Source organism: Pseudoalteromonas sp. UCD-33C, from assembly GCF_001306895.1.
In the GTDB taxonomy this organism is placed as follows: Bacteria; Pseudomonadota; Gammaproteobacteria; order Enterobacterales; family Alteromonadaceae; genus Pseudoalteromonas.
In genome coordinates, this window is the sequence record NZ_LJTB01000003.1 from 14,931 (window position 1) to 38,463 (window position 23,533).

General features: G+C 42.8%; 21 protein-coding genes. 7 read left to right on the plus strand and 14 right to left on the minus strand.

The features are described 5' to 3' along the window. The first annotated feature begins 67 nt into the window (after positions 1 to 67). From AOG26_RS08125 to cydC, 5 genes are read left to right on the plus strand one after another with little or no spacing between them, the layout of a single operon-like run. Positions 68 to 1,654, plus strand: a complete 1,587-nt coding sequence (locus AOG26_RS08125; RefSeq protein WP_054562035.1) for a cytochrome ubiquinol oxidase subunit I — start codon at positions 68 to 70, stop codon at positions 1,652 to 1,654. After that, complete coding sequence (cydB, locus tag AOG26_RS08130; protein WP_054562036.1) at positions 1,651 to 2,790, plus strand: cytochrome d ubiquinol oxidase subunit II; 1,140 nt, start codon at positions 1,651 to 1,653, stop codon at positions 2,788 to 2,790. The genes AOG26_RS08125 and cydB overlap by 4 nt, the downstream gene beginning before the upstream one ends. 12 nt (positions 2,791 to 2,802) lie before the next feature. After that, positions 2,803 to 2,955 (plus strand): cytochrome bd-I oxidase subunit CydX, encoded by a 153-nt coding sequence (gene cydX / locus AOG26_RS08135; RefSeq protein WP_054553108.1) that lies wholly within the window; start codon positions 2,803 to 2,805, stop codon positions 2,953 to 2,955. Beyond that, on the plus strand, positions 2,945 to 4,705 hold the full coding sequence (cydD, locus tag AOG26_RS08140; protein WP_054562037.1) for a thiol reductant ABC exporter subunit CydD: 1,761 nt from the start codon (positions 2,945 to 2,947) through the stop codon (positions 4,703 to 4,705). Before cydX ends, cydD begins: the two co-directional genes overlap by 11 nt. Beyond that, positions 4,698 to 6,458: a thiol reductant ABC exporter subunit CydC gene (gene cydC / locus AOG26_RS08145; RefSeq protein ID WP_054562038.1), complete on the plus strand. Its 1,761-nt coding sequence runs from the start codon at positions 4,698 to 4,700 to the stop codon at positions 6,456 to 6,458. Before cydD ends, cydC begins: the two co-directional genes overlap by 8 nt. Here the strand turns inward: cydC and AOG26_RS08150 are convergent. The 14 genes from AOG26_RS08150 to rpsB form a co-directional block, all read right to left on the minus strand. Next, positions 6,455 to 6,823 (minus strand): septal ring lytic transglycosylase RlpA family protein, encoded by a 369-nt coding sequence (locus AOG26_RS08150; protein WP_054562039.1) that lies wholly within the window; start codon positions 6,821 to 6,823, stop codon positions 6,455 to 6,457. The genes cydC and AOG26_RS08150 overlap by 4 nt on opposite strands. A gap of 141 nt (positions 6,824 to 6,964) precedes the next feature. Then, a complete protein-coding gene (gene lpxA, locus AOG26_RS08155) occupies positions 6,965 to 7,735 on the minus strand; it encodes an acyl-ACP--UDP-N-acetylglucosamine O-acyltransferase (RefSeq protein ID WP_054553112.1) in 771 nt (256 codons plus the stop codon). Between the two features lie 2 nt (positions 7,736 to 7,737). Then, positions 7,738 to 8,190: a 3-hydroxyacyl-ACP dehydratase FabZ gene (gene fabZ / locus AOG26_RS08160; RefSeq protein WP_054562040.1), complete on the minus strand. Its 453-nt coding sequence runs from the start codon at positions 8,188 to 8,190 to the stop codon at positions 7,738 to 7,740. Positions 8,191 to 8,200: 10 nt separating this feature from the next. Continuing rightward, positions 8,201 to 9,241 (minus strand): UDP-3-O-(3-hydroxymyristoyl)glucosamine N-acyltransferase, encoded by a 1,041-nt coding sequence (gene lpxD, locus AOG26_RS08165; RefSeq protein ID WP_054562041.1) that lies wholly within the window; start codon positions 9,239 to 9,241, stop codon positions 8,201 to 8,203. A 9-nt stretch (positions 9,242 to 9,250) separates the two neighbouring features. Beyond that, on the minus strand, positions 9,251 to 9,769 hold the full coding sequence (locus tag AOG26_RS08170; RefSeq protein WP_054553115.1) for an OmpH family outer membrane protein: 519 nt from the start codon (positions 9,767 to 9,769) through the stop codon (positions 9,251 to 9,253). 12 nt (positions 9,770 to 9,781) lie between these two features. Continuing rightward, complete coding sequence (gene bamA / locus AOG26_RS08175; protein WP_054562042.1) at positions 9,782 to 12,253, minus strand: outer membrane protein assembly factor BamA; 2,472 nt, start codon at positions 12,251 to 12,253, stop codon at positions 9,782 to 9,784. Positions 12,254 to 12,359: 106 nt separating this feature from the next. After that, positions 12,360 to 13,712, minus strand: a complete 1,353-nt coding sequence (gene rseP, locus AOG26_RS08180) for a sigma E protease regulator RseP (RefSeq protein WP_054562043.1) — start codon at positions 13,710 to 13,712, stop codon at positions 12,360 to 12,362. 1 nt (position 13,713) lies between these two features. Continuing rightward, positions 13,714 to 14,913, minus strand: a complete 1,200-nt coding sequence (ispC, locus tag AOG26_RS08185) for a 1-deoxy-D-xylulose-5-phosphate reductoisomerase (protein ID WP_054562044.1) — start codon at positions 14,911 to 14,913, stop codon at positions 13,714 to 13,716. Further along, positions 14,910 to 15,776 carry a phosphatidate cytidylyltransferase gene (locus tag AOG26_RS08190; RefSeq protein ID WP_054553119.1) on the minus strand — a complete coding sequence of 289 codons (867 nt, stop codon included), beginning with the start codon at positions 15,774 to 15,776 and terminating at the stop codon, positions 14,910 to 14,912. Before AOG26_RS08190 ends, ispC begins: the two co-directional genes overlap by 4 nt. Positions 15,777 to 15,798: 22 nt before the next feature. Next, the gene (locus AOG26_RS08195; RefSeq protein ID WP_054553120.1) at positions 15,799 to 16,578 is read right to left on the minus strand and encodes an isoprenyl transferase; all 780 of its coding nucleotides are present in this window, start codon (positions 16,576 to 16,578) and stop codon (positions 15,799 to 15,801) included. A 104-nt stretch (positions 16,579 to 16,682) separates the two neighbouring features. Continuing rightward, entirely contained in the window at positions 16,683 to 17,240 is a 558-nt protein-coding gene (gene frr, locus AOG26_RS08200; RefSeq protein WP_054553121.1) for a ribosome recycling factor, read from the minus strand. A gap of 14 nt (positions 17,241 to 17,254) precedes the next feature. Continuing rightward, a complete protein-coding gene (pyrH, locus tag AOG26_RS08205) occupies positions 17,255 to 18,004 on the minus strand; it encodes a UMP kinase (protein WP_054553317.1) in 750 nt (249 codons plus the stop codon). 151 nt (positions 18,005 to 18,155) lie between these two features. Beyond that, positions 18,156 to 19,007: a translation elongation factor Ts gene (tsf, locus tag AOG26_RS08210; protein ID WP_054562045.1), complete on the minus strand. Its 852-nt coding sequence runs from the start codon at positions 19,005 to 19,007 to the stop codon at positions 18,156 to 18,158. Between the two features lie 103 nt (positions 19,008 to 19,110). Continuing rightward, on the minus strand, positions 19,111 to 19,839 hold the full coding sequence (rpsB, locus tag AOG26_RS08215; protein WP_054562046.1) for a 30S ribosomal protein S2: 729 nt from the start codon (positions 19,837 to 19,839) through the stop codon (positions 19,111 to 19,113). 247 nt (positions 19,840 to 20,086) lie between these two features. Here rpsB and map point away from each other — a divergent pair, with 247 nt between their 5' ends. Together map and glnD are read left to right on the plus strand one after the other, a co-directional pair. After that, positions 20,087 to 20,896 (plus strand): type I methionyl aminopeptidase, encoded by an 810-nt coding sequence (gene map, locus AOG26_RS08220; protein ID WP_228482666.1) that lies wholly within the window; start codon positions 20,087 to 20,089, stop codon positions 20,894 to 20,896. Between the two features lie 12 nt (positions 20,897 to 20,908). Beyond that, on the plus strand, positions 20,909 to 23,527 hold the full coding sequence (gene glnD / locus AOG26_RS08225) for a [protein-PII] uridylyltransferase (protein ID WP_054562048.1): 2,619 nt from the start codon (positions 20,909 to 20,911) through the stop codon (positions 23,525 to 23,527). Positions 23,528 to 23,533 lie beyond the last annotated feature (6 nt).

Below are 23,533 nucleotides of genomic sequence, written 5' to 3' on the forward strand. Positions count from 1 at the left end.
ATAATTACTGAAACTTCATAATCAATATTTGTCGTGTCTACCGCACCCGCTAACAAGGAGCTAAACAATGATAGATGAAACATTTGTGGATCTATCGCGATTGCAATTTGCAATCACTGCCCTATTTCACTTCCTATTTGTTCCCCTTACCTTAGGTATGACGTGGATTTTAGTGATCATGGAATCCGTTTACGTGATGACAGGTCGCGAAATTTATCGTGATATGACTAAGTTCTGGGGTAAGTTGTTTGGTATTAACTTTGCGATTGGTGTGGCAACAGGTCTAACCATGGAGTTTGAGTTTGGTACCAACTGGTCTTATTACTCTCACTATGTGGGCGATATATTTGGCGCACCGCTAGCGATTGAAGGCTTAATGGCTTTCTTCTTAGAATCAACCTTTGTCGGTATGTTCTTTTTAGGCTGGGAGCGTTTGAGTAAACGTCAGCATCTAGGTGCTACCTTCTTAATGGCTTTAGGGACTAACTTATCTGCGTTATGGATTTTAGTAGCAAATGGTTGGATGCAAAACCCAGTAGGTGCTGAATTTAACTACCAAACCATGCGCATGGAAATGACTAGCTTTGCTGAATTGGTATTTAACCCAGTCGCACAGGTTAAGTTTATTCATACCGTATCAGCAGGTTATGTTGCAGCATCTATGTTTGTACTTGGTATTAGTAGCTGGTACATCTTAAAAGGTCGCGACCTTGCTTTTGCTAAGCGTTCGTTCTCGGTTGCTTCAGGGTTTGGTTTAGCGTCTATTCTTTGTGTTATTTTACTTGGTGATGAATCTGGCTACGAAGTTGGCGAGGTGCAAAAAGTCAAACTCGCAACCATTGAAGCTGAGTGGCATACCGAAGAAGCCCCTGCCGCATTTACTTTGGTTGGTATTCCTGACTCAGAAGAACAAGTCACCCACGCCGCTGTAAAAATCCCCTATGCACTGGGTATCATTGCGACTCGCTCTATCGACGAGCAAGTAACGGGTATTAAAGACCTTGAAGAGCAGCACGAAGTACGTATTCGCAATGGCATGATTGCATACGAATACTTAGAAAAGCTTCGTGGCGGTGAAGACACACCAGAAAACATTGCAAAGTTCGATACCTTAAAAGACGACCTTGGCTATGGTCTGCTACTTAAGCGCTATACCCCTAACGTGGTAGATGCAACAGAAGAGCACATTCAAAAAGCAGTGAAAGACTCAATCCCTCAAGTCGGCCCTATGTTCTGGTCATTTAGAATCATGGTTGGCTGTGGCGTGATCATGCTTGGTGTATTCGTCCTTGCATTTTATTACAACGCACACCGCATTATTGAGCAAAAGCGCTGGTTATTATGGGCTGCGGTATGGAGTATTCCTCTGCCTTGGATTGCCATTGAATTTGGTTGGATTGTTGCGGAGTACGGCCGCCAACCGTGGGCAATTTCGGAAATTTTACCGACCTTCTTGGCAACCTCGTCACTCACGGTGAATGACTTATTGATTAGTATTACTGGTTTCTTAGTTTTCTATACAGGTCTTGCTGCTGTAGAAGGCTGGCTGATGCTTCGCTTTATTAAACAAGGCCCAAGCTCACTTCATACCGGTAAATATCACCATGAACTTGCTAAAGCGGATTCACTTGCAAGCCAAGGAGCTCAGTCATGATTTTTGATTACGAAACACTAAAACTAATCTGGTGGCTGTTAATTGGTGTCTTACTAATTGGCTTTGCAGTGACCGATGGCATGGATATGGGTGTGGCAATTTTGCTTCGCCTAGTTGGTAAAACCGATGTTGAACGCCGTACAGTTATTAACACCATTGGTGCTCACTGGGATGGTAACCAAGTTTGGTTCATAACCGCTGGGGGCGCACTGTTTGCGGCTTGGCCTATGGTTTACGCAGCCGCTTTCTCTGGCTTTTACTTTGCTATGATGCTGGTGTTATTTGCGTTATTTTTCAGACCGCTTGGTTTTGATTATCGCTCAAAAATAGATTCACCACGTTGGCGTAATAACTGGGATTGGGGCCTATTTGCTGGCAGCTTTATTCCTGCTTTAGTATTTGGTGTGGCATTTGGTAACTTATTACTGGGCGTGCCTTATCATATCGACGACCTACTGCGTGTCAGTTATCAAGGTTCATTCTTTGCGTTATTAAACCCATTTGCCATTGTAGTTGGCTTAGTGAGTGTACTGATGCTGGTTGGTCACGCTGGTATGTGGTTACAACTTCGTACTGATGCAGAGGTTGCTAAACGCTCAGCACAATATGGTCAATATGCACTGATGGCGTTTATTGTATTGTTTGCCTTAGCTGGTGTGTGGGTATCACAAATTGACGGTTATAAAATCGTTAGCATGGGCGATACTCAAGGGTTTGCAAACCCGCTTGCTAAAACAGTAACGCAGGCACCGGGTGCATGGCTTGATAACTATACAAAAATGCCATTAACCATGCTGTTCCCTGCCCTAGCATTCGTGATGGCGGCACTGGCAATTGTATTATCTAAATTACAAAAACCAGCAATGGCATTGGCTGCGTCAAGCTTAATGCTCGCAGGCGTTATCTTAACTGCGGGTATGTCAATGTTCCCGTTTGTGATGCCTTCGATCAACAACCCAAATATTAGTTTAACTATGTGGGATGCGGTTTCGAGCCATATGACACTTAACGTGATGTTTATCGCTGCGGTTATTTTTGTACCACTTATTCTTATCTACACAACATGGTGTTATGTGAAGATGTGGCGCAAAGTAACGATTAGTGAAATTGAAAACAACACTCACGGTAGCTATTAAGGAGATTTAAATATGTGGTATTTTGCCTGGATTTTAGGTGTTCTATTAGCCTGTACACTTGGGGTGATCAACGTAATGTGGTACGAATTTCACCAACATAAAGATTCGATTGCTGATGATGAGCTAGAGCTGTACGCGAGACTCAAAAACACCGATGACAACTAAACCCCGACCAAATCGCGCGCAGCAGCAAACGCTGCGCGCTTTTTTAAAGCAGTATAGCCAGTCCGCTTCAGGGCTTCTTAAATTAAGCATTAGTTTGGGCACACTCAACGCCCTATTAATGATTGCCTCTTGTTATCTTCTTGCAAACGCGGCTCATCAAGTCATGTTTGAACAAGCAAACTTGCAAGCCGTAAGCCCATTATTATGGCCGCTGGCTGGGCTAATTTTAGTTCGTGCTTTGTTGGTTACGCTAAGTGAACGGGTGAGTAACCTCGCCGCATTAAAAATAAAAAACGTGATGCGTAATACACTGCTAGAAAAGCTCAACAAACTTGGGCCAGCCTACAGTGAACAAAAAGGTCACGGCGCAACACTTAACACCTTACATAATGGGGTGGAAGCACTGCATCAATATTACGCAAACTACATTCCGAGTGTGGCTTACAGTGCGCTTATTCCATTAGCGATATTGGTGGTGATTTTTCCAACCGATTACAAAGCAGGCCTCATATTCCTTTTAACAGCCCCGCTGATCCCCTTTTTTATGATTTTAGTGGGCCATAAAGCGGAGCAGTTAAACCAAGAACGTTGGCAACAACTCGCGGTACTTGGTAATTACTTTTTTGACCGATTACATGGACTGACTCAACTCAAGCTCTTCAATGCAACCAAGCGTGAGCTAAATAGCATCAGTCAGATTTCTGATGATTACCGTGGAGCAACCATGGGTGTATTGAAAGTCGCCTTTTTATCGTCTTTCGCCCTTGAGTTTTTAGCCACCATTAGTGTGGCCCTTGTTGCTGTGATCATTGGCTTTAGATTATTTTTTGGTACGCTCGATTTTGCCACTGGATTTGTGGTGTTACTACTGGCCCCTGAGTTTTACTTACCACTTAGACAAATGGGTACTCACTATCATGCAAAACTTGAAGGGATCAGCGCTGCTGCTGATATGGTCGACATAATCAATCAAAGCGACGCTGATAAACATGTCGGGTCATCTAAGCTTGAGTTACCGATAAAAGATATACAGCTGAGTGCGCTTACCTTTCACTACCCTGAAACAAACGAAGGGGTAACTGATATCAACTTAAGCTTACCAAGCTCAGGCTTAATTGCCTTTGTGGGTGAAAGTGGTTCGGGTAAAAGTACCTTGTTTGATTGCCTATTGGGTTTTCATCATCAGGCCAATAGTGCCATTAGCATTAACGAGCAACCACTGAGTGATACTGCATTAGCTGATTGGCAAGCACAGCTGGCATGGATACCACAGCAAGCCACGTTATTTTATCGAACCGTTGCAGACAACCTGCGTTTAGCTAAACCCGATGCAAGCCAAGCAGAGCTCGATGAAGCAGCAAGTAAAGCTGGAGCACTTGAGTTTATTACTGCACTACCTGATGGCTTTGATACCTTGCTAGGTGAACAAGGAGAAGGCCTCTCTGGAGGGCAAAAACAGCGCATAGCCCTTGCCCGTGCATTTTTGAAGAATGCCCCTGTGCTGATGCTAGATGAGCCTACCGCTCACTTAGACAGCCAAACAGAGCATGTAATCAATCAAGCAATCCGCGATTATGCAAAAGACCATTTAGTACTGGTTATTGCTCACCGACTGAATACGGTAAAACACGCCGATAATATTTACGTTATGCAACAAGGTCACATTGTTGAATCTGGTCAGTACCAGCAACTGACTGAGCAAGCAGGCCTATTTGCTAAACTTGTGAGCCAAGGTGAAAACCATGCATAACTTTATACGTCTATTAAAACTGTGCAAACCTCATACTGGCATGTTGCTTTTAGGGGCTTTTTTAGCAAGCTTAACGGTACTCGCTAATGTGGGCTTGCTCGCTATATCTGGGTGGTTTTTAGCAGCCATGGCAGCGGCGGGCATTGCTGGTGTGCAGATGAATTACTTTACCCCAGCTGGAGTGATCCGCTTTTTAGCTATCGTGCGCACAGCGTCTCGTTACGGTGAGCGGATGATAACTCATAATGCTACCTTTTTATTGCTGAGCGAAATTCGCGTAAACATGTTCAAGACTCTGAGCCAACTGAACAACGTTGACTTAGCAATGAGACGTAGTAGCGATTTATTTAACCGCCTACAGAATGATGTAGATGCGCTGGATAAATTCTACCTCAATGTGCTGCTGCCGATTATTGTCGCCTTGATCAGCATTCCTATAGTAATGGCCTTCATGGCCATGTATTACGCTGAGGTTGCTTTAGTTTGCTTTACTTCACTGATGATTATTGGCGTGCTGCTTCCCGCAATGTTAAGCCATAAGCTTCACCAACAAGCGGATACTGAAACCCAACTTTCAGCCGAGTTAAGGGCTGAACTTGCCGATACACTATCAGGTGCCAGAGAGCTTGCTGTCTATCAAGCACAGGCTGCGCAATTAGCGCATTGTGACTCACTCAGTAAACAATACAACAACCAGCTCTATAATCGCCACAAAGCCGTGGCAAATAGTAATGGTTTAAGCACTTTGGTGATCCAACTTACCATGTTGGCCAGTGTATTTATGATAATTCCACTGGTTGCAATGGGGACTATGAAAAACGTTGAACTGGCGATGCTCGCGTTATTTGTATTAGCAAGCTTTGAAACCGTGCTCACCCTGCCTACGGCGTTTATTGAATTGCCACTTACTTTAAGTGCCGCAAAGCGACTGTTTGATCTTGAAGATAAACACAGCAGCTTAGCCGAAAAGCCAAACAACTTAGATGATCAGCTAGCAAACCAATTAGCGGATCAATCAGGCCTTGGTCTTGAGTTAAGCGAGGTCAATTACCAATACTTGGGGGCAAAAAGTAAAGCCCTTAGCAATATCAATTTTGCGATTACACCCGGCAGTAAAGTTGCCCTAGTCGGTGCTAGTGGCAGTGGAAAAACCACCCTAGTTAACTTACTCACGGGCCTTTGGCCGCTGCAATCAGGCTCATTAAAGCTCACCACCAAACAAGATAGCTTTGAACTTGAAAGCTTGAGCACTGCAACACGCTTTAAGCAGCTAACGATAGTTGCCCAGCAGCATCATATTTTTGATGGCACGCTACGTGAAAACCTTCGCTATGCAGCTTTTGATGCGACAGATGAGAGGCTTATTGAGGCCTGTGAACAAGCTGAACTTGGCTCTTGGCTTAGTAACTTAAAAGATGGGCTAAACACTCGTTTAGGAACCGCAGGCAGAAAGCTTTCTCATGGTCAGTCACGTCGTATTGCTATTGCCCAAGCTCTATTAAGGCAAGGTAATTTAATCATTCTTGATGAACCAACAGAGAGCTTAGATAATCACACTAAGCAAAACTTGCTGACTACAGTTGAGAGAATATGGGCAAATAAAACTATGCTGACCATTACCCATGACCCTGCAATGCTAAGTCGTGTTGATAAGGTTATTTGGTTAGAGCAAGGACAAGTAAGAGCCTTTGCGAGTCATGCTGAATTAGTGGCGAATGAAGCCGACTACGTAGAGCTTATTACCCGTTTTTAATCGAGCTGCTCAACGGTGACGTCAATCACACCTTGCTTGACTGAGGCAATTTGTGAAAACGCCTTTTTTGATAAGTCGATAATACGACCGCGGATAAATGGGCCGCGGTCATTAATAGTAACAATCACGCTTTTATTATTACTAAGATTAGTAACTTTTACTCTGCTGCCAAAACCAAGCGTTTGATGAGCCGCGCTCAATGCCCGTTGATTAAACACCTCACCACTTGCTGTCGTTCGGCCATGATATTTATCAGCGTAATAACTGGCTTTGCCTTTTTCTATTGCTCCTTTAGATACCGAAGGCACACTACTACAACCAGTTATAATTAAGCTTAATAATGCAAAAACGATGAGTTTGTTCATATTAGTAGATCCTTTTTTGCCGTGAAGATAGCAAGCACTGACTTAGCAAAACCTGAACTATATCAAGTTACCTAATTAAGCGAATGAGTATAAAAACAAAAAAGCCACCTTACGGTGGCTTTTATAGAAGTTCGCTTATGATTAGCGAATAATTCCGCGCTCAGAGCTTTTCACGAAGTCTATCATCAGCTGAACAGCTGGGTACTTCGCAGCATCTTCACTTAGCTCAGCGATTGCTTCTTCAACACCTAAGCTCTTACGATAAAGCGTTTTATATGCTCGGCGTGTTGCCATGATTTCATCGCTTTCAAAGCCACGGCGTTTCATGCCTTCAGTATTGATTGCTACAGGGCCTGCCGGTGTACCAATAGTAGTTACAAATGGCGGTACATCTTTATTAACGCCTGAGTACATACCTACAAATGCATGTGAACCAATTTTACAGAACTGGTGAACACCTGAATTACCTGCAAGGATCACCCAGTCACCTACGTGTACGTGGCCAGCAACAGAGGCATTGTTAGCAAAAATAACGTTATCGCCCACAACTGCATCATGTGCAACGTGTGTGTAAGCCATAAATAAGTTGTTGCTACCAATTTTTGTTACACCTTGGTCTTGAATCGTACCACGGTGAATTGTCGCACACTCACGGATCACGTTGTTGTCACCAATGATCAAAGTCGTTGGCTCATTCGCATACTTTTTGTCTTGGCAAGCTTCACCGACCGAAGCAAATTGGAAAATATGGTTACCAGAACCAATCGTCGATGGGCCTTTTACAACCACATGAGATTCGATGATACAGTTATCACCAATAGTTACATCGTTACCGATATAGCTGTAAGGGCCAACTGATACGTTATTTCCAAGTTTTGCACCTGGTTCGATTATCGCCGTAGGATGGATCACTATTAAAACTCTCTTCTCGCACACATGATTTCGGCAGTACACACTACTTTGCCGTCAACTTTTGCTTCTGCTGCAAATTTCCATATATTGCGGCGCTCTTTTACAAACTCTACATGCAAATGCATAGTATCGCCAGGTAATACCGGCTGTTTGAATCGCGCATTGTCGATCGCTGCGAATAAATATAGTTCGTTATCGCTACGATTTTCAACTGTCTTAAAACCAAGTAAGCCAGTTGCTTGAGCCATTGCTTCTAAAATCAACACACCTGGAAAGATAGGTTGATTAGGAAAATGACCCGTAAAAATAGGTTCGTTCACTGTTACATTTTTAATAGCATGTAACGACTCGCCTGGCGTGTAATCAAGTACACGGTCAACAAGTAGCATCGGGTAACGATGCGGAAGTAAACTCAAGATATCCTGGATATCAAGACTATTTAATTCATTTGCCAAAATAGCATCCTTATTTGTCTTCAATATTGAGTGACTTAGTCAGTGACTCAAGTGCTTTAATGCGGTCTTTCATATCGCCAAGGTTACGGATATGGGCAATACTACGTCGCCATTCTTTGTTGGTTAGATGTGGCAAGCCTGAAGAATAAATTCCAGGTTCTGTGATTGCCTTAGTCACCATACTCATGCCGGTGATTATAGCACCATCGCATACGCTAATGTGACCATTAATTGCAACCATACCGCCAATCTGACAATTCCTACCGATCACTGTGCTGCCAGCAAATACCGTACAACCAGCAACCGCTGTACCCGAACCGATCTCGACATTATGCGCTATTTGACATTGATTATCGATAATTACATTACTATGGATGATAGTATCGTCTAGCGCACCACGGTCAATCGTAGTAGACGCGCCTACCTCAACCTTATCACCGATGATTACTCGGCCAAGTTGCGGTATTTTCACCCATTCGCCACGCTCGTTAGCGTAACCAAAACCATCACTGCCCACTACCGTATTCGCTTGGAATAAACAGTCGCTGCCAATCTCTACTTCATGGTAAACGCTTACATTTGCCCAAAGCTTAGTGCCTTGGCCAATTTTTGCGTGCTCACCAATAAAACAGCCTGGGCCAATCTGCACATCGTTTGCAATTACAGCACCCGCTTCGATCACCACATTGGCGGCGATCGCGACATTATCGCCAATAGAGGCTGAATCGTGAATGACTGCACTTGGGTGAATACCGGTCACTGCTGAGCGCGGTGTGGTATCCATTAGCTGAGCAAGTTTGGCGTAACAAACATAAGGATTAGCAACAATGAGCTTATTACCCGAAAAGTACTCAGCATCTGCTGGTGATAAAATCACCGCACTTGCTTGAGTATCTTCTAATTGCGAGCGATATTTCTTGTTCGCTAAAAATGCAATATGCCCATGTTGGGCATTTGCAAGTGTAGATATTTTTTTAATCTCTGTGGCGCCGTCACCTTGAAGGTCAGCGCCCAGAAGATCCGCTATCTGCGAAAGCGTGTAGTTTTGCATATATGATTTCTATTGCTTACTTACTTTTTCAACAACTTTGCTTGATAAGTCATCGACAGTTTTAGGGTTAACATAAATCGTTGTTTCTTTAACTTTAACTTCATCGAATTTGCCAGCTTTCGCTACTTCTTCGATTGCATCTAAGATTAACTTTTGAACTTTAGCTAGTTCTTGGTTTTGACGCATTTTGATTTCTTGCTCTAAAGGACGACCTTTTTCAGCAAGTTGCTGCTGCATACCTTGGATCTTAGTACGTAATTCTTCTTTTTGCTTGTCGCTCATCGTTGTTGCTTCACGCTTGAACTTTTCAGCTTCAAAACGGATATCACCTTGAAGTTTTTCTAGTTCTTGACGACGCTCTGAGAATTCAGCTTCTAAAGTTTGCTCTACTTTCGCCATTTGTGGGATTTGCTTGTAGATTTCTTGCATATCAACGATACCTACTTTGTGCGCGAATGCGTTAGTAGATAGACCCATAGATAAAGTAGCAAGTAGTGCAAAAGCTGTTGATTTAATTGATTTATTCACGAAAAAACTCCTTTAGAATGTATTACTAATGTTAAAGCTGATGGTCTTCGTATCGTCATCTTCTTCTTTTTGCAATGGATACGCAAAACTTATCAGCATTGGACCCATAGGAGAGATCCATTGTAGAGAAAGACCGGTTGAAACCCTAAAGCGCATTGGATCTGAGTAATCATCCAATTTTGCACGTTCATCTGTTGAAAGGTTTTGATAACGGTCAATATTAAACTCTGTATCCCATACATTTGCAGCATCTACGAAGAAGCTAGTACGTACAGAGCTGGTGTTTTCTTCATCTAAGAAAGGTGTTGGAACAATAAGCTCCATCCCTGCTACCGCTTTGGCATTACCACCAATTCGGCCTGCTGTTTGTAATTGGTCAAATTCTGATGCACCACCAATGCTACCTGTTGTCGTACCATCAGGTAACGGTGTACCAGGAATGCTTTGCGGAAAACGTGATACAGCACGTGGTAAGATCGTATTACGGTCAAAGCCACGTAGTTCCATTTCAGTAATTCTGAAGAACTCTTGGAACGGCAGTGTTTGGTCATAACCATTGGTTGTACCGTAACCATTACCGTAACCAAGTGCCGCACGCGTTGAGAACACCCAGCGGTGGTCATTACTGATTGGCCAGTAGAAACGCGAGTCATAATTTAGCTTAAAGTACTGTAAATCAGAGTTTGGCGTTGTCGCAGTTAAGTTAAGAGATTGGCGCGAACCTGCTGTTGGGAATAAACCACGGTTAACAGTTACACGTGACCAACCTGCACTTAACTCGTACTTAGTAAAGTCAAAGCCTGCGTCTGGATTTTCAGGGTCTAAGAATGTTTCACGAATAACACGTGTTTGCTCGTATTCTGCAATATCAGACAGCTCTTCTTGCACCCAACGAACACCAAAGTTAATACGGTTTACAGCATCGATTGGGAAACCAATGTTTGTACCAATACCATAACTCTTCGATTTATAGTCGATTAGGCTGAATTTACTTGCATCATAGTTACTGTAGAAGATACTACTACCTTGCGATACACCGTCTGGCGTAAAGTAAGGGTCAGTGTATGACACACTAATACGCTCGGAACCACGTGAAGTATTGATGTTGAAACCAATTTGGTTACCGGTACCTAAGAAGTTTGATTCACTCACACCAATGTTAAATTGCAGACCCAAGTAAGAACCATAAGCAAGGCCTGCGTTAAAGCTACCTGCAGATTGTTCTTTCACAGTAAAATCTACATCAACTTGGTCATCTACACCTGGTACTGGTACAACATTAAAATCAACGCTTTCCATGTAAGGTAAACGCTGGATTTGCAGTTTAGAGCGCTCAAGGCTTTGGTTTGATAACCATGCACCTTCAAGCTGTGTCATTTCACGACGAACCACTTCATCAGAAGTATTTTGGTTACCGCCCACAATGATACGACGAACATAAACACGTTTGCCCGGATTAACAGAAAGCGTTAATTGAACTTCTTTGTTTTCGTCATCAATCTCAGGGATGGTACGTACTTCAGCATTGGCATAACCAAAACGTGCTAAGTAGCTTTTGATAAACTCTTCTGATGATGTCACCACAGAGCCGTTATAAAGCTCGCCAGTTTTTAGCGGGATAACGCTCTTAATAAGCTCTTCACGACCTAACAAGTCACCAATAAAGTCAAAGCCTTTAACTTTGTATTTAACACCTTCGGTGATATTTGCTGTTACATAAACAGAATCACGCTCAGGGCTAACTGATACTTGTGTCGAATCGATATTAAAACGTAGGTAACCACGGTCTAGGTAGTAACTGCGGATTTTCTCTAAATCGCCTTCGATAGTTTGCTTTTGATAACGGTCGCTCGACATGAACTGCCACCAAGGCAAATCTTGTTGAGACTCGGCTAACTTAAGAAGCTCTTCATCTGAGAAAAGCTCGTTACCAACCAAGTTGATTTGACGAATTGACGCTGCGTCACCTTCATCAAATGTGAATAAAAGTTTTACACGGTTACGCGGTAACTTAGTAATGCTTACATCCACTTTTGCATTGTATTTACCAATACTGTGGAAGAATTCAACTAAGCCTTTTTCAATGTTATCAAGGACTGTTTTATCAAGCGGCTCACCAGTACGGATATCTTGCTGGTCTAGCGACTCATTAAGTTGCTCATCTTTGATGTCTTTATTGCCATCAAATTCGATCATGCTGATCGTTGGGCGCTCAGTCACTCGGAAGATAACACTGTTGCCATCACGTAATGCTTTAATATTGTCAAAGTGACCTGAACGATAGAGAGCCTTTATGGTTCTAGAAATTGTGTACTCATCAATATTATCGCCCACGTTGATCGGAATATGCGTTAACGCTGCACCCAGTGCAACACGCTGTAAACCTTCAACTTTTAAATCATCTACAATAAAGGAGTTTTGGCCTAGGGCTGCAAAGCTAGCACCTAATAAACTTGAAACTGCCAAATGTTTTTTTATAGCCATTTTGTTATCTTTATCCTTTACAACTGTATTACCGCTCAACACCTTATAAATTTAACTTTTGCGGTGTTTTACAATCGTGTTCAAATTGGAATTTTTCGCTTACTTGTTATAAACGCGATACATCATTGAACAAAGCGAAACATGTTAAAAACAGAAGCAGCAAGGCCCCCACTTTAAAACCAAATTCTTGCGTCTTTTCAGAGACCGGCTTTTTGCGAAAAAGTTCAATTATGTAATACATTAAGTGCCCACCATCTAGCACTGGCAGCGGTAATAAGTTAAATACGCCAAGGTTTACACTAATTAATGCTAAAAAGCTTAAAAATGCAACCAAGCCATAGCTTACGCTAGTTCCCGCGCCAACTGCAATGCCCACCGGGCCACTTAAATTTTTAACCGACACCTGACCGGTAATTAAATTACCAATCATGTCAAAACTAAGGGTAATTAAACGCCATGTTTCTTGTATGCCCAGCACAATACTATCGACAGGGCCATAATGTCTAGTTTCAATATAGTTTTCTGGCCATGGCTCAACCACTGGAGACACACCTAAAAAGCCCTGAGCAACGCCCGCATCATTGGTTCTGCTTTGTGGCGTCACTGACAGCTCTTTTATACTATCTTGCCTTTGTACACTAAATTGTAAGGATTTGTTAGGTGATTGCTGAATTAGTGAAACTAACTGGGTCCAACTGCTGATATTTTCACCATTTACAGCAAGAATTTTGTCTTTAATCTGTAAGCCTGCAGCTTCTGCCGCCGAGCCTTTACTGATCATTGCCACTTCTAAAAGTGCTTTAGGACGAAACGGCACAATGCCAATCGAGGTTAATGGTGGTACGTCTTGTTGATCTAATTTCCAACCATCTAAGTTAAGAGTACGCACATGCTTTTGATAATTCTGATCACGAAGCGTTACCACAACACTTTGCTCACCTAAGCGGCTCATTAGCGAGAATGTTGCATCTTGCCAAGTATTGATATCGTCTTCACCAATTTTAATAATTTGCTGATTTGGCTGAATATTAGCAGCTGCGGCACGGCTGCCTTGAGACACCTCACCCACCACAGGTTTTAATGACTGAACGCCGACCATATACATTACAGCAAGGGCAAAAATAGCGAATAAAAAGTTTGCCATCGGGCCAGCAGCCACAATCGCAATACGTGCTTTTACTGATTTAGCATTAAATGATAAATGTCGCTGCTCTGGCGGGACTTCGTCAACACGCTCATCAAGCATTTTGACATAACCACCTAGTGGGATTGCTGCAATCACATATTCGGTTTGCTGTTTGTCGTACCACTTGATCAACGGCTTACCAAAGCCAATTGAAAAACGCAGCACTTTCACGCCGGCTTTTCGCGCAACCCAGAAATGACCATATTCATGCACAGTCACTAAAATACCCAGAGCAAGAATAAATGAGCCAAGATTCCAGAAAAAATCAAACATGCTAGTTGATGCCTCTTTTTACAAACTCAGTCGCTTTTACACGTGCAGCTTGGTCGCAAGCTAAAATCTCATCGAGGGTCTGCACGTTGATATTTTGTGTTGCATTAAGCGTTTCAGCGTTAACTCGATAAATATCTGTAAAGCCGATTTGACCATTTAGAAATGCTGCAACCGCTATTTCATTCGCCGCATTTACTGTGGTGGTTGCACCTTGCCCCATTTCACACGCATCAATGGCAAGTTTTAAATTAGGGTAACGAGCATAATCTGGTTTAGTGAAAGTAAAATCTGCCATTTGTGAAAAATCGAGCGGTTTTACACCCGCATCGACACGCTCAGGAAAAGCTAAAGCATGAGCAATTGGTGTGCGCATATCTGGATTGCCCATTTGCGCAAGCACTGAGCCATCTTGATATTGCACCATAGAGTGAATAATACTTTGTGGGTGGATCACCACTTCAATATCACTGGCACAGCAGTTAAACAGCCACTTGGCTTCTATAAACTCTAGGCCTTTATTCATCATAGTCGCTGAGTCGACAGAAATCTTTTGTCCCATTGACCAGTTTGGATGTGCCACTGCTTCTGCAACAGTCACTGATGGTAGTGTCGATAAATCACGTTTTAAGAAAGGACCACCAGAACCTGTAAGCAAGATTTTACTCACGCCATTGTCGGCAAGTAGGCCAGATGCATTTTGTAATGATGCTGGCATACATTGGAAAATCGCATTATGTTCGCTATCGATAGGCAGTAAAGTGGCGCCATGTTGTTTTACTTTATCAATAAACAACTGACCCGACATAACTAGCGACTCTTTATTCGCTAGCAACACTTTTTTGCCTGCTTCAACTGCACTTAGAGTCGGTAACAGACCCGCTGCACCTACTATCGCCGACATCACTGCATCAACATCGGTATGTGCAGCAAGCTCACACATCGCATCAACACCTGCTAGCACCTGTGTGTTACACGAGCTATTTGCAAGTAAATTTGATAGCGCACTAGCGGCTTGTTGATCAGCCATTACAGCAAACTTAGGCTGATGTGCGACACACAGTTCAGCCATTTGCTCGGCATTTTTACCCGCCGCTAAAGCAAAAACCGCAAAGCGCTCTGGGTTTCTAGAAACAACATCTAAGGTGCTTAAACCGATTGAACCAGTTGCGCCCAGTACGACAAGTTGCTCTACTTTGCTCATAAACTCAGTGTCCATGCGTAGCAAAGTACAAAGATTGGCGCAGCTGCGGTTAAGCTATCGATACGATCTAAAATACCGCCATGACCTGGTAAACATGAACCGCTGTCTTTCAAGCCAACTTCACGTTTAAACATACTTTCGAGTAAATCGCCTACCGCTGAGAATAACGCGATAAATGCCGTCATCACGGCATAGATTGGCCAAACACTCATATCAACATTAGTGAAATGGCAAAAGGCTAAAACAAAAACAACCGAAGCCACTACACCACCTAATAAACCTTCAATTGTTTTATTGGGACTTACCTTTGGCATTAGTTTACGTTTACCTAAGTTCTTACCAGTAAAGTAAGCACCAATATCTGCGCTCCACACAATACCAAGTACAACTAAAATTAACATTGAACCAAAGTGAGTAGATTCGCCATAACCTGCGCTACGTAGTGTATTTAGTGCAAGCCAAAGTGGCACTAGCGTTAAAAAGCCTGCAATGGCACGCATTACAATGCCTTCATTCCAAGCCTTTGCCATAGCTGGGTAGCGCCAAACTAAATAAGTTGCCACAATCCACCATGCAAATGACAAGGTAAATAGGTAGTTTGCATCACCCACTAATTGACCATTTTGCCAAAGTGATTCAATGGGCCAATGCCAGTTCAGTAATGCCAAAAATGCAGCCGTTGCTGCAACAAATCCAAAACGTTTAACTTTATCGCATAGGCCCATAAATGCAGACCACTCCCATGCACCGAGTAAAACAATACCGGCGGCGATATAACTAAATAGTGTTAATGGGGTATAAAAAACCAAAATAAGTGCAAGTGGTGCCAACACGAGCGAGGTTAAAATTCGTTGTTTTAGCAATGTGTGTACCTTCAACTAGTAATTAGGTCTCGGCGAGTAATTGTTTTATTTGTTCGCCTGTACAACCAAATCGTCGCTCTCTGGCAACGTAACATGCGATAGCGTCAGCAAATGCAGCTTCATTGAAGTCTGGCCAAAGCGTATCGGTAAAGTAAAGCTCAGCATAAGCCGCTTGCCATAAAAGGAAGTTACTGATGCGTAAATCTCCACCGGTGCGGATCATTAAATCAAGCTCACCTTGGTCGGCCATACTCATTTGTTCAGCCATTAGCTCTTCAGTAATATCTTCTGCGGCCATTTCACCGGCTGCGACTTTTTTCGCAAGCGTTGTTGCGGCGTTAGTAATATCCCAACGTCCACCATAATTAGCTGCCACGTTTAACTGTAGACCCGTATTATTACGAGTTAATTCATGGGCTGCATCAACTTTATTGCGCAAACCTTCTGAAAAGCGTGATAAATCACCAATTATGTTTAGCTTTACATTATTTTTATGAAGTTTTTTAACTTCTTTGCCCAGTACAAATAAAAATAGCTCCATGAGCGTATTTACTTCGTCTTCTGGACGTCGCCAATTTTCGCTACTAAATGCGAATAGTGTTAACGACTGTATACCTAAGCGAGTACAAAATTGCACTGATTGACGAACCGCATCAACGCCCTTTTTGTGCCCATAAACACGTGGGCGATTTTTCGCTTGTGCCCAACGCCCGTTGCCATCCATGATTATAGCGACATGCTTAGGCAAACTTTGCTGGGAAATTTTATCAGCGTTAAGAACCATAAATATCGAGTATTCCATAAAAAAACGCCGTCTAGTATACCCTAGACGGCGTTTCAAAACTAATAAATTTAGTTGCGCCTGTTTACTTGCAGAATCAATGTCTGAAAGATAAACAGCAGCGATTAGATTTCCATTAACTCAGCTTCTTTTGCAGCTAGTTGTGCGTCCATCTCTTTGATGAACTTATCAGTAAGCTTTTGGATCTCGTCTTCTGCTTGACGTGCTTCATCTTCAGAAATGTCTTTTTCTTTCAATAAGCTCTTAATGTCGCCATTTGCGTCACGACGGATGTTACGTACAGCAACACGGCCGCTTTCAACTTCACCACGTACGATTTTAATCAGGTCTTTACGACGCTCTTCTGTTAGTGGAGGAAGTGGAACACGAATAACAGTGCCTGCAGACATTGGGTTTAAACCTAAATCTGAAGCCATAATCGCTTTTTCTACTGCTTGAGCTAGTGACTTATCGAACACGCTAATTGCAAGTGTACGTGAGTCTTCAATTGTTACGTTAGCAACTTGGTTTAATGGTGTGTCTGCACCGTAGTAAGACACTTGAATACCGTCAAGTAATGCAGGGTGCGCACGGCCTGTGCGAATTTTAGATAATTGACTGCCTAGTGCCGCAACACTTTTTTGCATACGTTCTGACGCATCTTTTTTGATATCGTTAATCACGGTTCAATCCTAATCTATTTGCTAGTTTCATCTGAGGCTTGTGAAGAGATAAGCGTTCCTTCATCTTCGCCCATAATAACACGCTTAAGCGCGCCTGATTTATTCATGTTAAATACGCTTAATGGCATGTTGTGGTCACGCGCCAGCGTAAATGCAGCTAAATCCATAACCTTAAGCTCTTTATCAATGATTTCATTGTAGCTTAAGTGGCGATATAGTGTAGCGTCTGGGTTTTTCACTGGGTCATCAGAGTAAACACCATCCACTTTAGTCGCTTTGATTACAGTATCTGCTTCAATTTCAATACCACGTAAACACGCTGCTGAGTCAGTCGTGAAGAATGGGTTACCTGTACCCGCTGAGAAAATTACAACGCGGCCAGATTTTAATAGGCTGATAGCTTCTGCCCAGTTGTAAGCATCACACACACCGTTAAGTGGGATAGCAGACATTAAACGACAATTTACAAATGCACGGTGCAGTGCATCACGCATTGCTAAACCATTCATTACAGTCGCAAGCATACCCATGTGGTCGCCAACTACGCGGTTCATACCCGCTTCTGCTAATGAACCACCACGCAAGAAGTTACCGCCACCGATAACTAAACCTACTTCTACGTCGAGCTCTACAAGTTCTTTAATTTCTTGAGCCATACGGTCAAGTACTTTTGGGTCGATGCCGAAGCCTTCGTCTCCCATTAATGCTTCACCGCTAAGTTTAAGAAGAACACGTCTAAAAATAGGTTTACGATTGATAGTCATAATATTTGGGCCAGCCTTAGTAATGAGATAAAAAATAACCGCGCTATGGTTACACATAAAACGCGGTTATTTTAAAGAATTTTCATCAGTGACGCAAAAGCTAATAGCAGATTAATTTCATCTTATTGCCCTACGTCACTAAGTTAAAAAATTACTCGCCTTTTGCAGCAGCGATTTGAGCAGCTACTTCAGCAGCGAAGTCTTCTTCTTTACGCTCGATACCTTCACCAACTTCTAAACGGATGAAGTTAGAAACAGTTGCGCCTTTCTCTTTAAGAATTTCGCCAACTGATTTTTTAGGTTCCATGATGAAAGCTTGACCAGTAAGAGAGATCTCACCAGTGAATTTCTTCATACGACCGATAACCATTTTCTCAGCGATTTCAGCAGGCTTGCCTTCGTTCATCGCGATATCGATTTGAACTGCTTTTTCTTTTTCAACAACGTCAGCTGGTACGTCTTCTGGGTTTACGAACTCAGGCTTAGACGCAGCTACGTGCATAGCAACTTGCTTAAGTGTTTCTTCGTCAGCTTCACCAACTACAACAACACCGATACGGTCGCCGTGGCGGTAAGAAGAAAGCTTGTCACCGTCGATGTACTCAACGCGACGAACGTTGATGTTTTCACCGATTTTAGCAACTAGAGCAACACGAGTTTCTTCGAATTGTGCTTTAAGTGCTTCGATGTCTGCTTTAGTTTCTGCAGCAGCGTCAAGAACTTGGTTAGCGAAACCAAGGAAGTTAGCGTCTTTAGCAACGAAGTCAGTTTGACAGTTAACTTCAAGAAGTGCAGCGAAACCGTTACCTTCTTTGATTAAGATTGTACCTTCAGCAGCGATGTTACCTGCTTTTTTAGCAGCCTTTGCAGCACCGCTCTTACGCATGTTTTCGATCGCTAACTCGATGTCACCGTTAGTTTCAGTTAACGCTTTTTTACAATCCATCATGCCAGCGCCAGTACGCTCGCGTAATTCTTTAACTAGGGCAGCAGTTACAGCCATTAGAATATCCTCAATTGAATTCTGTTATAGGGAAGCGGTATAGGCCGCTTAACAAGAATAACAAGTCTTCACCTTAAATAGATGAAGACTTGATGACAGCTAATTACTCAGCTTCTACGAAGTCGTCTTTCTCAGCTTGAGCAACGATGTTGTTCTCACGACCTTCAGTGATCGCAGCTGATACAGCGCCTGTGTAAAGTTGGATAGCACGGATCGCATCGTCGTTACCAGGTACGATGTAATCAACACCGTCTGGGTTAGAGTTAGTATCAACGATAGCAACAACTGGAATACCTAGGTTGTTAGCTTCACGGATAGCGATGTGCTCGTGGTCTGCATCGATAACGAAAAGCGCGTCAGGAAGACCGCCCATGTCTTTGATACCACCAAGGCTCTTTTCAAGCTTTTCCATTTCACGAGTAAGCATTAACGCTTCTTTCTTAGTTAATTTCTCGAAAGTACCGTCTTGGCTTTGCGCTTCAAGGTCTTTAAGACGCTTGATTGATTGACGAACTGTTTTCCAGTTAGTCAACATACCACCTAACCAACGGTGGTTTACGTAGAACTGCTCGCTTTGGATCGCTGCTTCTTTAACTGCTTCGCTTGCTGCGCGCTTAGTACCAACGAAAAGTACTTTACCTTTGTTAGAAGCTGCGTTCGATAAGAACTTAAGTGCTTCGTTGAACATTGGTACAGTTTGCTCTAGGTTGATGATATGAACACGGTTACGAGCGCCGAAGATGAAAGGCTTCATCTTAGGGTTCCAGTAACGTGCCTGGTGACCAAAGTGAACACCAGCTTGAAGCATATCGCGCATTGAAACGTTTGCCATTTGTATAATCCTCTATAATTTAGGGTTAGGCCTCCACATATCCCATAGCACCAACACCGTAGTTAAATTGTAACTTAAGTGCACCCAAGTGTATGTGACGATACGTGTGTGTGTTAAAATAAAATTGTGTTTGCCTTAAATACAAAAAATCAGTTAAGAATTTATTTGTAAAAAGACGGCGCGCTTTATACCATATTAAAATTGAAAACTCAACGTCTAGTGCAAAATTTGTGCACTAAAAACTGACCTGAAAAACAACTTTGGAGCCTCAATGAGTGCTGTGATCAAGACCCCTGAAGAAATCGAAAAAATGCGTGTTGCCGGGCGCTTAGCCGCCGAGGTACTAGAAATGATAGAACCGCATGTGGTGCCAGGTGTAACCACAGATGAACTAAATACAATTTGTCATGATTATATTGTTAATGTTCAAGATGCTATTCCAGCACCGCTTAATTATCACGGTTTCCCAAAATCAATTTGCACCTCTGTGAACCATGTAATTTGTCACGGTATTCCAAATGACAAACCACTTAAAGAAGGCGATAGCGTAAATATCGACGTAACTGTGATCAAAGATGGCTATCACGGTGATACATCGAAGATGTTCCACGTTGGTACGCCTAACATTCAAGGCAAGCGTCTTGCTGATATCACACAAGAAAGCCTTTACCTTGCGATTAAAATGGTAAAACCAGGCGTACGCTTAGGTGATATTGGTGCTGCAATTCAAAAATACGCAGAGGGCTTTAGCTATTCAATCGTTCGTGAATATTGTGGTCACGGCATTGGTGCTGAGTTCCACGAAGAGCCACAAGTAATGCACTATGGTAAAGCAGGTACTGGCGAAGTATTAAAAGCAGGTATGTGCTTAACAATCGAGCCTATGGTTAATGCTGGTAAACGCCAATGTAAGCTACTAAAAGACAACTGGACTGTCGTAACAAAAGACCGTTCACTGTCTGCACAGTGGGAACATACACTGTTAGTGACTGAAAATGGTGTTGAAATTTTAACGCTCCGATCAGATGATACTATTGACAGGATCATCGAACACTAGGAGCCAGCCCCAGTGGCATTACCCAATAAAGTAAAAAAGTTGCTCAGCCAAGCTGAGCAACTTAGCGATTATCGCGACTGTTCTAGTTATTTTTATAAATGGCTACAGAACGAATTCTCAAAACAACCCGTTAGCAACTTAATTAATGCCCGCGCTGAGTTTATCGACCGCTTATTAATTAAACTGTTTCACGATTACGATCTTGCTCACGAAAGTGATCTTGCCCTGATTGCTGTGGGTGGTTATGGTCGTGGCGAACTACACCCCTATTCCGATATCGACTTTATGTTGCTAGTAAGCGAGCAGCCAAGTGAAGCCGTGTGCGAAAAAATTGGCCAGTTCGTTACCATGCTTTGGGATCTAAATTTAGAAATTGGTCACAGCGTTCGCACTATAGAACAAGCATTAGAACAAAAACGCGAAGATGTGACATTTGCCACCAGCTTACTCGAAAGCCGATTAATTTTCGGTAACCATATCGAATTCGAAAAATTAAAAAATCATTTAATAGATACGCCTATTTGGCGCTCAGACGAATTCTTTTTGGCAAAAGTACAAGAACAAAGTTTACGCCATAAAAAATGCCATGGTACTGCTTATAACCTTGAGCCGAATATCAAAGAAAACCCGGGTGGCCTGCGCGACTTACAGACCATTATTTGGGTTGCTAAAAAGCACTTTAGAGCCGAAACATTACAAGAACTCATAAATCACGGCTATCTTACTCACGAAGAATACCAAGAGCTGTCTGAGTGTTTAGAAAACCTATGGAACATTCGTTTTGCGCTGCACATCGCTGCGGGTCGCTCTGAAAACCGCTTATTGTTCGATCATCAACCTAACGCCGCTGAAATTCTTGGCTTTGGTAGTGATGGTAAAGCCTCGGTAGAGCGCATGATGAAACGCTTATTTAGGATCATGAGCCGCGTACGTGAGCTTAACCAAATGCTGCTTTCATACTTTGAGCAAAGCATTTTACCGGGTGCCGGTGAGTTACCTGTGATTGAGCTTGACCGTAACTTTGAGCGTATTGGCCATCAAATTCGTGTTAAGAACCCATCGGTGTTCTTCCGCCGTGATCAGCTATTTGTGTTGTTCGAGCATATTGCTGATAACCCAGAGATCACCCATATTTACCCAAGTACCATACGTACAATGCGCCAAGTTCGCCGTCGTTTATTGGGTGATTTACAAGACTACGCCGCCTGTCGCGAAGCATTTTTGCGTTTAATCAAACACCCTAACGGTATGGGCCGCGCATTTACGCTGATGCACAAGCACGGCATTATTGCTGCCTACTTACCACAGTGGCGTAATATTTTTGGGCAAATGCAGTTTGATTTATTCCATGCCTACACCGTGGATGAACATACCCATAAACTCATCAACAATATTTATAAGTACTTTGATAAATCAAAAGTCAGCGAATTTCCGTTATGTAGTGAAATTGTCACTCGCATGGACAAGCCTGAGTTACTTTATTTAGCCGGTATTTTCCACGATATTGCTAAAGGCCGTGGTGGTGATCATTCTGAGCTTGGCTCAGTTGATGCAATTGCGTTTGCTAAACTACACCGCTTCCCAGCCTCAGATGGCAAGCTTATTTCGTGGTTAGTGGCTAATCACTTACTTATGTCGGTTACAGCGCAGCGCAAAGATATTAATGACCCAGATGTGATTAAAGACTTTGCAAGTAAAGTGAAAAATGAGCGTCAGCTTGATTACTTGTACTGCTTAACGTTAGCCGATATTCGCGCAACTAACGATAACCTATGGAACGATTGGAAAAATACCCTACTACGTGAGCTGTATTTACACACCCAGCGCGCGCTTCGTTTAGGGCTCGAAAACCCAATGGACCAACGTGATCAAATACGTGATAAAAAACAGCAAGCCAAACAGCGCTTACTGAACCACGGTTGTAACGAAGATCAAATCGACTTAATTTGGAGTCGCTTTAAAGCCAATTACTTTACTGCTTTTAGCGAGCAACAGATTTCGTGGCACACAGAGCACCTACTAAGCTGTGAAGATTTAAGCCAGCCTAGCGTTGCCGTGTCTAACACCGCAATGCATGGTGGTACACAAGTATTTGCTTATAGCCCTTACTCAGGTGGCTTATTCGCCCGTTTGGTAAGTGTAATTGGTTCGAAAAAAGCACAAATTCAACATGCGCAGGTACTGACCACTAAAGATGGCTACGTGCTATTTAGCTTTGTTATTTTAGAGGTCAATGGTGACCCGATTGCGAGTAACCGTTCGCAAGGCATTAAACGTGCTTTAGATCTTGCAATTAGCGACCCGAAAAAGAAAATTCGCCTTAAAAAGAATCGCTCACAGCGCTTCAAAGACTTTAATATCAAACCAAAAATTGTGCTTAGACCGCATGCCCGTAAAGACCGCAGCTTAATTGAAATTCAAGCGGTGGATATTCCGGGTCTATTAACAAAAATTGCGGAAGTATTTCAAGCGCACTTATTACATATTCATGCCGCACGGATCACCACAGTTGGTGAGCGTGCAGAAGATTTCTTCGTGGTATCAAATAACGAATACCAAGCATTAACAGACGAAGAACAGGCTAAAATTCATCAAGCATTGCGTAAAAAACTCAACGCAGAAACCGAATAAGAGGAT

Bases quoted from the DNA above. Each gene is read 5' to 3' on its own strand.
- AOG26_RS08125 (WP_054562035.1), top strand. From the start codon at position 68: ATGATAGATGAAACATTTGTGGATCTATCGCGATTGCAATTTGCAATC.
- cydX (WP_054553108.1), top strand. From the start codon at position 2,803: ATGTGGTATTTTGCCTGGATTTTAGGTGTTCTATTAGCCTGTACACTT.
- bamA (WP_054562042.1), bottom strand. From the start codon at position 12,253: ATGGCTATAAAAAAACATTTGGCAGTTTCAAGTTTATTAGGTGCTAGC.
- pyrH (WP_054553317.1), bottom strand. From the start codon at position 18,004: ATGACTATCAATCGTAAACCTATTTTTAGACGTGTTCTTCTTAAACTT.
- AOG26_RS08150 (WP_054562039.1), bottom strand. From the start codon at position 6,823: ATGAACAAACTCATCGTTTTTGCATTATTAAGCTTAATTATAACTGGT.
- lpxD (WP_054562041.1), bottom strand. From the start codon at position 9,241: ATGCAAAACTACACGCTTTCGCAGATAGCGGATCTTCTGGGCGCTGAC.
- cydB (WP_054562036.1), top strand. From the start codon at position 1,651: ATGATTTTTGATTACGAAACACTAAAACTAATCTGGTGGCTGTTAATT.
- cydD (WP_054562037.1), top strand. From the start codon at position 2,945: ATGACAACTAAACCCCGACCAAATCGCGCGCAGCAGCAAACGCTGCGC.
- cydC (WP_054562038.1), top strand. From the start codon at position 4,698: ATGCATAACTTTATACGTCTATTAAAACTGTGCAAACCTCATACTGGC.
- AOG26_RS08195 (WP_054553120.1), bottom strand. From the start codon at position 16,578: ATGGAATACTCGATATTTATGGTTCTTAACGCTGATAAAATTTCCCAG.
- rseP (WP_054562043.1), bottom strand. From the start codon at position 13,712: ATGTTTGATTTTTTCTGGAATCTTGGCTCATTTATTCTTGCTCTGGGT.
- rpsB (WP_054562046.1), bottom strand. From the start codon at position 19,839: ATGGCAAACGTTTCAATGCGCGATATGCTTCAAGCTGGTGTTCACTTT.
- ispC (WP_054562044.1), bottom strand. From the start codon at position 14,913: ATGAGCAAAGTAGAGCAACTTGTCGTACTGGGCGCAACTGGTTCAATC.
- tsf (WP_054562045.1), bottom strand. From the start codon at position 19,007: ATGGCTGTAACTGCTGCCCTAGTTAAAGAATTACGCGAGCGTACTGGC.